The following is a 12,993-nucleotide window of genomic DNA, read 5'->3' on the forward strand; positions in this document are numbered from 1 at the left end:
CCGCCATGGCGAATGAAGAGAAGCTGGTCGACTACCTCAAGCGTGTCGCCGCCGATCTGCACACGACCCGGCAGCGGCTCCGCGAGGTCGAGGAGCGGTATCAGGAGCCGGTGGCGATCGTCGGCATGGCCTGCCGGCTCCCCGGCGACGCCGACTCGCCCGAGGCGCTGTGGCAGCTCGTCGCCGAGGGCCGGGACGTGATCGGGCCGTTCCCCCAGGACCGCGGCTGGGATCTGGAGAAGCTCTACGACCCCGACCCGGCCACCCCCTGGACCAGCTATGTCCGCGAGGGCGGCTTCGTCACCGACGCGGACAAGTTCGACGCGGAGTTCTTCGGGATCTCTCCGCGCGAGGCGTTGGCGATGGACCCGCAGCAGCGACTGCTGCTGGAGGTCTCCTGGGAGCTGCTGGAGCGGGCCGGGATCGACCCGGACACCCTGCGCGGGACCAGGACCGGGATCTACGCCGGGGTCTCCAGCGAGGACTACCTCTCCCAGCTCCCACGCATCCCCGAGGGCTACGAGGGACACGCCACCACCGGCAGCCTCACCAGCGTGCTGTCCGGCCGGGTGGCCTACACGTTCGGGTTCGAGGGCCCGGCCGTCACCGTGGACACGGCCTGCTCTTCGTCGCTGGTGGCGATGCATCTGGCGGCGCAGTCGCTGCGGCAGGGCGACTGCACGCTGGCACTGGCGGGCGGGGCGCTGGTGCTGTCCTCGCCGCTGATGTTCCGGGAGTTCTCGCGGCAACGCGGGCTGTCGCCGGACGGACGCTGCAAGGCCTTCGACGCCTCGGCGGACGGCACGGGATTTTCGGAGGGTGTGGGTCTGGTGCTGCTGGAGCGGCTGTCGGACGCGCGCCGCAACGGTCACCGGGTGCTCGCGGTGCTCCGGGGCTCCGCCATCAACCAGGACGGCGCCAGCAACGGGCTCACCGCGCCCAACGATGCCGCACAGGAACGCGTCATCCGGCAGGCGCTCTCCAACGCCCGCCTCGGCACCTCCGACGTGGACGCCGTCGAGGCGCACGGTACCGGCACGATGCTCGGAGACCCGATCGAGGCAGGTGCGCTGCTCGCCACATACGGCCAGGATCGGCCGGCCGACCGGCCGCTGTGGCTGGGGTCGGTCAAGACCAACATCGGGCACATGCACGCCACCGCAGGAGTCGCGGGCGTGATCAAGATGGTGATGGCGCTGCGGAACGGCTTGCTGCCCGCCTCGCTGCACATCGAAGAACCGACGCCGCACGTCGACTGGGAGTCGGGCGCGGTGCGGCTGCTGACCGAGCCGGTGGAGTGGCCGCGCGGCGAACGTCCGCGCAGGGCCGCCGTCTCGTCGTTCGGCATCTCCGGGACCAACGCCCATGTGATTGTCGAAGAAGCCCCCGCGGCGGAAGGAGTGGCCCCCTCCGCCGCGGGCACGAACCATGGCCCGGTGCCGTGGGTGCTGTCCGCCCGGAGCCCCGAGGCGTTGCGGGAGGCGGCCGGCCGGATACGGGAGACAGCTGGTGCGCCCGAGGACATCGGCTGGTCGTTGCTGCGGACGCGGTCGGTGTTCGAGCAGCGGGCTGTGGTGCTGGGGGAGGAGCGGGAAGAGCTGACGGCGGGCTTGGCGGCGTTGGCGTCGGGTGAGCCGTATCCGGGGTTGGTGTGCGGGTCGGCGGTCGGCGGGGGAACTGGTCCGGTGCTGGTGTTTCCGGGGCAGGGTTCGCAGTGGGTGGGGATGGGCGTTGAACTGCTGGATTCCTCGCCTGCCTTCGCGGCGCGGTTGGCGGAGTGTGAGCTGGCGTTGAAGCCGCATGTGGACTGGTCCTTGGCGCAGGTGTTGCGGGGGGACGGGTCCGCGTTGGACCGGGTGGATGTGGTGCAGCCGGTGTTGTGGGCGGTGATGGTTTCGCTGGCTGCGGTGTGGGCGGAGTACGGGGTGCGGCCCGCGGCGGTGGTGGGTCACAGCCAGGGCGAGATCGCTGCCGCTTGTGTGGCGGGGGCGTTGTCGTTGGAGGACGGTGCGCGGATCGTGGCGTTGCGCAGCCGGGCGCTGCGGCAGCTTGCCGGGGGCGGAGCGATGGCCTCCCTGGGCGTCGGACGGGAGCAGGCCGAGGAATTCCTGCCCCGCGACGCCGATGTGGTGGTCGCGGCCGTCAACGGGCCCTCGTCCACCGTCATCTCGGGCCCGCCCCGACAGGTCGAGCTGATGGTGGAGAAGGCCCAGGAGGAGGGGTTGCGGGCCCGGCTGATCGACGTCGACTACGCCTCGCACGGCCCGCAGGTCGACCAGATCACCGAAGAGCTGCTGTCCCTGCTGTCCGGGGTGGAACCCGTCGGCACGGACGTCGCCTTCTTCTCGACGGTGGCGGGCGCCCGTATCGACACCACCGCACTGGACACCGAGTACTGGATCAGCAACCTGCGCGAACCCGTACGGTTCGCCGACACGATCGCCGCGCTCGTCCAGGACGGGCACCGGATCTTCATCGAGGCGAGCCCGCACCCGGTACTCACTCCCGGCATGCAGGAGTGCTTCGAGGAAGCCGACGCCACCGCCGTCACTGTTCCCACCCTCCGCCGCGACCAGGGCGGCAGCGAGCAGCTGGGACACGCGCTGGCCGAGGCGTTCACCGCCGGGGCACCGGTCGACTGGACGCCCTGGTTCCCCGCCGACCCGGCACCGCGCCTTGTGGACCTGCCGACGTACGCCTTCCAGCGGCAGCGCTACTGGCTGGTGGGGGAGAGCATCGGGGTGGACGCCGGTGACCTGGGCCTGGAGACGACCGGGCACCCCCTGCTGGGCGCCGCTGTGGAGGCCGCCGACGGCAGCGGACTGCTGCTGACGGGACGGCTGCCGCGCCAGGCGTCGGGGCCGTCGGGATCCTCCTGGCTGTCCGAGCACCGGGTGCTGGACACGGTTCTGGTGCCCGGCGCCGCGCTGGTGGAGTGGGTGCTGCGCGCCGGGGACGCTGCGGGCTGCCACGAACTGACCGAGTTCACCTTGCAGGAGCCGGTCGTTCTCCCGGAGTCCGGCGGGCTCCGCGTCCAGGTCGCGGTGGAACCCGCCGAGGACGACGGCGGCCGCGGCGTGCGCCTGTACACCCGCCTCGACCAGGACGAGGAGGACACCGCTGCCCCAAACGGCTGGACATGCCACGCGGAAGGTGTGCTGCGCCCCGGTACGCCCGACACACCGGGCCTGCTGAACGGGAGCTGGCCCCCCGCGGGTGCCGAGCCGCTGCCGGTGGCGGGGTTCTACGAGCGTGCCGCCGCCGAGGGGTACGCCTACGGGCCGTCGTTCCAGGGGCTGCGAGCCGCCTGGCGGGAGGGTACGGACGTGCTCGCCGAGGTGGCGCTGCCCGAGTCCGCCGGCACACCCGAGGGCCACGGGGTGCATCCCGCGCTGCTCGACGCCGCGATGCAGCCGCTCCTGCTGGCGAACGGGATCGGCAACGGGCAGGTGTGGCTGCCGTTCGTCTGGAGCGGTGTGGTGCTGCACGCGGTGGGCGCCACGGCCGCACGCGTCCGGCTCACTCCGCTGGGCGGTCGACTGGAGGACGGCGTACGTGTGCTGGTGGCCGATACGGCGGGTGAACCGGTACTGAGCGCCGAGTCGGTCGTACTGCGCCCGTCCAGCAGTGCGATGCTCCGGGCCGCCGCCGGGACGCGCGGTGCCGAGGACCTGTTCGCCCTGGACTGGTCCCCGCTACCGGGCCTTGCCGCATCCGGTGCCGCGTCCGATGCCGCGGACGGCGCCCCATGGGTGGTGCTGGGCGAGGCCGGCGACCACCCGGATCTGGCGGGGCTGGCGCGTGCCCTGGACGAGGGCGCCCCCGTACCGCCCGTGGTGGCGGCCGAGGTGAAGCCCGGCGAGGGCGACGAGGAGCCGGTGACCGTCGCCCGGACGCTGGAGATGATCCAGGACTGGCTGGCGGTGGAGCGGTGCGCCGACTCCCGGCTGCTGCTGGTCACTCGAGGCGCTGTCGCCGTCGCCGATGGCATGGAGGCACCCGACCCGGTGGGCGCCGCGCTGTGGGGGCTGGCACGTAGCGCGCAGGCGGAGAACCCCGGCAGGATCGTCCTGCTCGACATCGACCCTGCCGATCCCGACCCAGAACCCGATCCCGAACCCGTCGGCGTTGCCGGACTGCGGGCCCTTCGGCCGATCCTGGCAACCGACGAGCCGCAACTCGCCGTACGCGACGGCCAGGTGTTCGTGCCCCGGCTCGCCCGAGCAGGCGAACCCGCCCCACTCGTACCGGACCCGGAGCTGCGGACCTGGCGGCTCGGTACCGCGGGCACCGCCAACACCCTGGAGAACCTTGCGCTCCTGCCCTGCCCACAGGCCGAACGGCCGCTGGAGCACGGCCAGGTACGCCTGGACGTACGGGCCGCCGGGCTGAACTTCCGGGACGCGCTGCTGGCGCTCGGGATGTACCCCGATGAGACCGGTACCGCCGTCTTCGCCGGCAGCGAGGGTGCGGGCGTCGTGACCGAGGTCGGCCCCGGCGTCACCGAACTGGCGCCGGGCGACCGGGTGACAGGCCTGATCGACGGCGCTTTCGGACCGGTCGCCGTGGCCGAGGCCCGCACTCTCGTGCCCGTACCCGACGGATGGGACTTCCGGCAGGCGGCGACGGCTCCCGTCGCATATCTGACCGCCTGGTACGCGCTCGTCGAGCTGGCCGGGCTGCGCTCCGGTGAGTCGGTACTGGTGCACGCCGCGACCGGGGCCGTCGGCATGGCTGCCGTGCGGATCGCCCGCCACCTGGGCGCCGAGGTGTACGCCACGGCGAGCCCCGGCAAGCACGGCGTGCTGGAGGACATGGGCATCGACGCGGCCCACCGTGCCTCCTCCCGTGACGTGCACTTCGCTTCCGTGTTCCCGACCGTCGACGTCGTGCTCAACAGCCTGGCGGGCGAAGCCGTCGACGCCTCCCTCCGGCTGCTCGGCGACACCGGCCGCTTCATCGAGATGGGCAAGACCGACATCAGGGCCGCTCCGGCCGGCCCCTCGTACCAGGCCTTCGACCTGCTCGCCGACGTGGCTCCCGACCGGCTGGGGGGGATGCTGCGCACCCTCGCGGAACTGTTCACCGCAACGGCCCTGGAGCCGCTGCCGGTGCGGGCGTGGCCGCTGGAGCGGGCACGCGAGGCGCTACGGCACATGAGTCAGGCCCGGCACACCGGCAAGCTGGCGCTCGATCTGCCGGCCCGGCTCGACCCGGACGGCACCGTACTCGTCACCGGCGGCACCGGGACCATCGGCAGCGCGGTGGCCGAACACCTCGTGCGCACCGGCGCCACCCGCCGCCTCCTGCTGCTCGGCCGCCGCGGTCCCGAAGCCCCCGGAGCCGACGAACTCGCGGCCCGCATACGCAAGTGGGGAGCCGAGGTCGACATCGTGGCCGCCGATGTCGGTGACCGTGCCGTGCTGGACGCGGTGCTCGCGGACATCGACCCCGCGCACCCGCTGACCGGAGTGGTCCACGCCGCGGGCACACTCGACAACGCACTCGTCCCGGCGCTCACCCCGGAAAAGCTGGCCGGTGTCTGGCGCGCCAAAGCCACAGCGGCGGCCCATCTGCACGCCGCCACGGCCGGGATGCGGCTCGGCATGTTCCTGCTCTTCTCCTCCTTCGCCTCCACCCTGGGCACCCCGGGGCAGGCCAACTACGCGGCAGCCAACGCCTACTGCGACGCGCTCGCCGCACGGCGCCGCGCCCAGGGACTGGCGGGGCAGTCCCTCGCCTGGGGGCTGTGGGCCGAGTCCAGCGGGCTCACGGGCGGGCTGAGCGACGCCGACCTGGCGCGCATCGACCGTTACGGCATCAAGGCCAACAGCTCCACCGAGGGCCTGGCGATGCTGGACGCGGCACGCGCGCACGGCGGCCCCGCGCTGCTCGCGCTGCGGCTCGACCCCCGCACCCTCGCCGCCCAGCAGCCGGGCACGGTGCCCGCGCCGCTGCGGGAGCTCGCCGCCGAGTACGCCGCGCACACGGCGCGGCGCGCCACGGCCGGACCGCGGCGGACGGCTCGCGCCGCGGCGGGAGGAGACGGCGGGCAGCCCGTCGACTGGGCCGCGCGGCTCGCCCCGCAGTCCGCCGACGAGCGGCACCGCACCGTGCTCGATCTGGTGCGCGGCCACGCCGCCACGGTGCTCGGCCACACCGGGACCGGCGCCGTGCCGGCCGACGCCTCGTTCAAGGAGTTGGGCTTCGACTCGCTGACCGCCGTCGAGCTGCGCAACCGGCTCGCGGCCACCACCGGGCTGCGCCTGCACGCAGCGTTGATCTTCGACTTCCCCGAGGCGGGGCTGCTGGCCGCACACCTCGTCGAGCGGTTGGCCCCGGAAGCCGACGGCGGCTCCCGCAAGGGGACCGCGAGCGATGGAACCGCCCCTCTGCTCGAAGAGGTGGCCCGGTTGGAGAGCGCCCTGGCTGCCGTGACCGCCGCCGACGGTACGCAACTCGACGCCGAGGCGGTCACCGCACGGCTGGAGACGCTGCTCGCCAAGTGGAAGGCCGGGCGCACGGGACCGGGCCCGGACAACGGCAGCAACGGCGACAACAACGGCAGCAACAGCGGCAGTGGCAGCGGCAGCAGCAGTGGTGACCGAAACGCCGCCCGAACCGGCACCGGCACGGGCACCGACGACGAGGGCAGCGCGGCGGAGCGGCTGGAGAGCGCGGACGCCGGCCAGATCCTCGACTTCATCGACAACGAACTGGGCGTGTGAAAGGCGGTGACCACCAACCGTGAATGAGGAGAAGCTGGTCGACTACCTCCGGCGTGTCGCCGCCGAGCTCCACGACACCCGCAGGCGTCTGCGGCAGGCGGAGGAGCGGCACCAGGAGCCGGTGGCCGTGGTGGACATGGCCTGCCGCTACCCGGGCGCGGTGCGCACGCCGGAGGAGCTGTGGGACCTGGTCGCCTCGGGGCGGGACGCCATGGGCGCCTTTCCCGAGGACCGCGGCTGGGACCTGGACCGGCTCTTCCACCCGGACCCGGACCACCCCGGCACCAGCTATGCACGCCGGGGCGGCTTCCTCTACGACGCGGCCGGGTTCGACCCGGAGTTCTTCGGCATCAGCCACCGCGAGGCCCTCGCCCTCGATCCGCAGCAACGCCTGCTGCTGGAGGTCGCCTGGGAGGCGCTGGAGCGCGCCGGGATCGACCCCGTATCGGTGAAGGGCACCCGCACGGGGGTCTACACGGGTGCGGCGCTGCCCGGCTTCGGCACCCCGCACATGGACAGCGCCGCCGAGGGCTACCTGGTCACCGGGAACGCGCCCAGCGTGCTGTCCGGACGGATCGCCTACACCCTCGGCCTGGAAGGGCCCGCCGTCACCGTCGACACCGCCTGCTCCTCCTCGCTGGTCGCCATCCACCTGGCCTGCCACGCCCTGCGCCAGGGCGAGTGCACGCTCGCGCTGGCAGGCGGCGTGACGGTGATGCCGCTGCCCAATGTGTTCACCGAGTTCTCCCGACAGCGCGGCCTGGCAGCCGACGGGCGGTGCAAGCCGTTCGGCGCCGACGCCGACGGCACCGCCTTCTCCGAAGGCGTCGGCCTGGTCCTGCTGGAGCGCCTGTCGGACGCGCGCCGCAACGGTCACCGCGTCCTCGCGGTCGTGCGCGGCTCCGCCGTCAACCAGGACGGCGCCAGCAACGGCCTCACCGCGCCCAACGGCCCCTCCCAGCAGCGGGTCATCCGACAGGCGCTGGAGAGCGCCCGTCTGACACCGGCGGAGATCGACGCCGTCGAGGCGCACGGCACGGGTACCCGCCTCGGTGACCCCATCGAGGCCGCGTCGCTGCTGGCGACGTACGGCCAGGACCGGCCCGCCGACCGGCCGCTGTGGCTGGGTTCCGTCAAGTCCAACATCGGGCACACCCAGGGCGCCGCGGGCGTCGCAGGAGTCATCAAGACCGTCATGGCCCTGCGGCACGGGATGCTGCCGCCGACCCGCAACGCCGACGAACCCACACCGCACGTCGACTGGGACTCGGGTGCCGTACGGCTGCTGGGGCAGGCCGTGCCCTGGCCGCGGGGGGAACGGGTGCGCCGGGCTGGCGTCTCCTCGTTCGGCATCTCCGGGACCAACGCGCACCTCATCCTGGAGCAGTCACCCGAGCCCGAACACTCCGCGCAGCAGGGTGAACGCGACTCGGAGGAGGACGAGTTCGCCGCGCCGGTCCCCTGGGTGCTGTCCGGCCGCAGCGGCGCCGCGCTCCGGGCACAGGCCGAGGCGCTCGCGGCACACCTGGCCACGCACCCGTCGCAGGCGTCGGCCGGTGTCGCCTGGTCGCTGGCGAGAACCCGCACGGTCTTCGAGCACCGTGCCGTGCTGCTCGGCGACAGCCGGCACCGGCTCACGGAAGCGCTCGACGCGCTCGCCGCGGGCCGGGACCACCCCGGGCTCACCGTCGCCCCGGGTCCTGCCGCCTCCGGGGAGACCGCGTTCCTGTTCACCGGCCAGGGCAGCCAGCGCCCCGGCATGGGACGGCAGCTGTACGAGACCTACGACGTGTTCAGGCAGGCCTTCGACGAGACATGCGCAGTGCTGGACCCGCTGCTCGGCCGCTCACTGCGCGAACTGGTCCTCACCGACGACGGACGAGGCGAGCTGGATCGGACAGGCGTGACACAAGCCGCGCTGTTCGCACTGGAGGTCGCCCTCCACCGCCTCGTCGCATCCTTCGGGGTCGTGCCGGGCCGGCTGATCGGCCACTCCGTCGGGGAGATCGTCGCCGCCCACATCGCGGGCGTCCTGTCGCTGTCCGACGCCTGCACGCTCGTCGCAGCGCGTGGCAGGCTGATGCAGGAGCTGCCGCCGGGCGGAGCGATGGTCGCCGTCGAGGCCCCCGAGGAGCAGGTGCTCGCGCAGCTCGCGCGCTCCGACGGCCGCGCCACGCTCGCCGCCGTCAACGGCCCCTCCTCGGTCGTCGTCTCCGGTGACGAGGACGCCGTCGAGGCCATCGCGGGGCCGTTGCGCGAGTCGGGGCACAGGACCAAGCGGCTGCGGGTCAGCCACGCCTTCCACTCGCCCCGCCTCGATCCCATGCTGGACGCGTTCCGCCGTGTCGCCCAGGGCCTTTCCTACGCGCCGCCGCGCATCCCCGTCGTCTCCGACGTCACCGGACGCGTCGCCGAACCCGAGGAGCTCGCCGACCCCGAGTACTGGGTGCGGCACGTGCGGCAGCCCGTACGGTTCCTCGACGGCGTGCGCACACTGCGCGCCGAGGGCGTCACCCGCTTCCTGGAGCTGGGCCCGGCCCCCGTCCTGACCGCCATGACCGAGGCGTGCCTGGCGGAGGAGGCCGACGGGAACGGCGGGAGCGGTGGGAACGGTGGGAACGGTGAACAACCGGGCGGGCCGCGCGCGTCGTGCGCAGCGGTGCTGCGCTCCGGCCACGACGAACGGCACACCCTGCTCGACGCGCTCGCCGCGACGCATGTGCACGGCGGCACGGCCGACTTCTCCGCCGCGCTGCCGCCCGGTGCCGGACGCGTCGCCCTGCCCACGTACCGGTTCCAGCGGAGCCGGTACTGGCGCCCCGTGCCCGACCCGGCCGTCGGTAGCGCCTCCGGACTGCGTGGGACAGGGCATCCGCTGCTGCCCTCCGCCCTCGATGCGGCGGACGGCGGGCTGCTGCTGACCGGCCGTATCTCCCCGCGTACGCACGGCTGGCTCACCGACCACGCCATCGCCGACAGCGTGCCGCTGCCCGGCACGGCCTTCCTGGAACTCGCCCTGACGGCCGCAGCCCACACCGGTCACACCCTGGTCGAGGACCTCACGCTGGAGACCCCGCTCCTGCTCCCCGCCACCGGCGCAGTGGACCTCCAGGTGGCCGTCGCACCGGCCGACGGGACCGGCAGCGGACGCCGCCAGATCACCGTCTACGCACGCCCGGCACAGGCCGACGCCGACGCCGACGCCGACGACGACGAGGGCCACACGCCCGAGGCAGACGGAGCATCCGCCCGCGCCTGGCGCCGACACGCCGCCGGAACCCTCGCCGAACCCGGCTCCGGCTCCAGTTCTGGGGGCCCCGGCGCGGCGGGTCACGAGCAACCGCCCGCGCACGCCGTGGCGATCGACGCCGACGAGCTGTACGCCGAACTCGCCGAGCAGGGTTATCGGTACGGCCCCGCCTTCCGGGGCGTCCACGCCGCCTGGCGGCACGACGAGACCCTGTTCGCGGACGTACGCCTGCCCGCCGACCAGCACGACGCCGCCGACGGCTGCGCCCTGCACCCGGCGCTCCTCGACAGCGCACTGCACGCAGTGGACGAGCTGTACCGGAACGATCCGGAGGCCGACGGCACCGTGCGGCTCCCCTTCTCCTTCAGCGGTGTGCGCCTGCACACCGCCGGACCGCACACGCGCCTGCGCGTCCGCATCGAGCGGCGCGCACAGGACGAGATCGCACTCACCCTGTCCGACACGGCGGGCACCCCGGTGGCCACCATCCGCTCCCTCGGCCTGCGCCGGATCCCCACCGAGCGGTGGCGCGCCGACCGGGCGGCAGCCGACGACACCCTGACCCGCTCCCTGCACCGCGTCGACTGGCAGCCGCTGCGGCTCGCGGAGGGTCAGCGACCGGACGCCGCCACGTACGCCGTCCTCGCGCACGACGCCGGGCAGCAAGTGTTCGGCGGCGACCTGGCCGACGGCCCGGCCGAGGCCCCCGCGCACCCGGATCTGGCCGCGCTACGGGAGGCGGTCGCGGACGGAGCCGCCGTCCCCGACCTGATCCTCGCGCCCTGCCCGACCGGGACCGACGCCGAACCCGTCGACGCGGTACCCGCACGGGTACGGACTGCCGCGCACCAACTGCTGGCCCTCCTCCAGGACTTCCTGGCCGCGGACGACCTGGCCGACTCCCGGCTCGTCGTCGTCACACGGAACGCGGTGGCCGCCGACCCCGGCGACCCGTCGGCCGATCTGGCGGCAGCACCCCTGTGGGGGCTGACCCGCGCGGCACAGGCCGAGCACCCCGGCCGGATCCTGCTGCTGGACCTGGACGGGGAGGAGACCTCCCACCGTGCCCTGCGCCCCGCGCTCGCGGCGGTCGAGGCCGCCGCCGAGACGGAGTGCGCCGTACGGGCGGGAGAACCGCGCGTCCCGAGGCTGGCAACGGCGACCACGGAACCCGGGACCGAAGCGCCGCCCGCACTCGACCCGGACGGCACCGTCCTGATCACGGGCGGCACCGGCGAGCTGGGCCGGCTCGTCGCCCGCCACTTCGTCACCGCGCACGGAGCCCGCCGACTGCTGCTGGTCGGCCGGAGGGGAGGAGAGGCGGCCGGCAGCGCCGAGTTGGAGGCCGAACTCACCGCACTCGGCGCGGACATCCGGCACGCCCGCTGCGATGTGACCGACCCCCGCGCCCTCACCGACCTGCTCGACTCCGTACCGGACGCGCACCCGCTGACGGCCGTCGTCCACGCTGCCGGGCTCGTCGACGACGGGATCCTCAGCTCCCTCACCGCCGAGCGGCTCGACGCCGTACTGGCGCCCAAGCTCGACGCCGCCTGGGAACTGCACACGCAGATCCGGCAGCGCGGGCTGGACCTCGCGGCGTTCGTGCTGTTCTCCTCGGCCGCCGCCGTGCTCGGCAGCGCCGGGCAGGCCAACTACGCGGCGGCCAACGCCTTCCTCGACGCCCTCGCCGAACACCGACGAGCACTCGGCCTGCCCGCCACGTCGCTGGCCTGGGGACTGTGGGAGACACCCGGCGGCATGACCAGCGAGCTGACCGCGACCGACCTCGCGCGCATCGCCCGTACCGGCGTCGCACCGCTCCCCGGCGACCAGGCGCTCGCCCTGCTCGACCTGTCCCTCGCCACGCACCGGCCGACGCTGCTGCCCGTACGCTTCGACCGTGCGGCGCTCCGCGCCCAGGCGGATGCCGCGACACTGGCACCCGTCCTGCGGAGCAAGGTCCGCGCGGTGAAACGGCAGACGGCCGCAGCCCCGGCAACGGCGAGTTGGCAGCAGCGCCTCGCGGAACAGTCCGCATCCGAACAGGACCGCACCGTCGCAGCACTCGTACGCGAACAGCTCGCCGCCGTCCTCTCCCACCCCTCCCCGGACACCCTCGATCTGAGCCGCGCCTTCCAGGACCTCGGGTTCGACTCCCTGACCGCGCTCGAACTCCGCAACCGTCTCAAGGCCGAGACCGGCGTCGACCTGCCCACCACCGTCGTCTTCGACCACCCGACCCCCGAAGCGCTGATCCGCCTGCTGCGCGACAAGGCACTCGGCGATGCGACGGCCACCGGTCGCCGGCTCCCGGCACCGGCTTCCGCCGCCGCTGCGGGCCCTGCGACGGACGAGCCGATCGCCCTCGTCGGCATGGCCTGCCGGTACCCGGGCGGCGTGACCTCGCCCGAGGAACTGTGGCGGCTGGTGACCGAGGGCGGCGACGCGATCGGCACCTTCCCGACAGGGCGCGGCTGGGACCTCGCGGACCTCTTCGACCCGGACCCGGACCGCGCCGGGCACAGCTACACCGAGGAGGGCGGCTTCCTCCACGACGCCGACCTGTTCGACGCCGACTTCTTCGGCATCGCGCCGCGTGAGGCGCTGGCCATGGACCCGCAGCAGCGGCTGCTGCTGGAGACCACCTGGCAGACCTTCGAGTCCGCCGGGCTCGACCCCGCCACGCTGCGGGGCAGCCGCACGGGCGTCTACACGGGCGTGATGTACGACGACTACGGCTCCCGCTTCCTCGGCCGCACGCCACAGGGCGTCGAGGGACGCCTGATGCCCGGCAGCGCCCCGAGCATCGCCTCGGGCCGCGTCTCGTACTCCTTCGGCCTGGAGGGGCCCGCGATGACGGTGGACACGGCGTGTTCGTCGTCGCTGGTCGCGATGCATCTGGCGGCCCAGGCGCTGCGCCAGGGCGAGTGCGAACTGGCGTTGGCCGGTGGCGTCACTGTCATGGCGACCCCGAACACCTTCGTGGAGTTCTCGCGTCAGCGCGGCCTCGCA

Annotated in this window: 2 protein-coding genes; both read left to right on the forward strand. The window is 73.7% G+C overall.

Annotated features, from left to right (window positions below; all coding sequences use genetic code 11):
- Positions 1-5 precede the first annotated feature (5 nt).
- Positions 6-6,728 carry a type I polyketide synthase gene (locus JW613_RS21050; RefSeq protein WP_209212384.1) on the forward strand — a complete coding sequence of 2,241 codons (6,723 nt, stop codon included), beginning with the start codon at positions 6-8 and terminating at the stop codon, positions 6,726-6,728.
- A gap of 19 nt (positions 6,729-6,747) precedes the next feature.
- Positions 6,748-12,993 (forward strand): type I polyketide synthase (locus JW613_RS21055; protein WP_209212385.1); only part of this gene is annotated, 6,246 nt, incomplete at its 3' end.

The organism is Streptomyces smyrnaeus (assembly GCF_017676345.1).
In the GTDB taxonomy this organism is placed as follows: Bacteria; Actinomycetota; Actinomycetes; order Streptomycetales; family Streptomycetaceae; genus Streptomyces; species Streptomyces smyrnaeus.

Coding starts and splice junctions, on each gene's coding strand:
- JW613_RS21050 (WP_209212384.1), top strand. CDS start 6: ATGGCGAATGAAGAGAAGCTGGTCGACTACCTCAAGCGTGTCGCCGCC.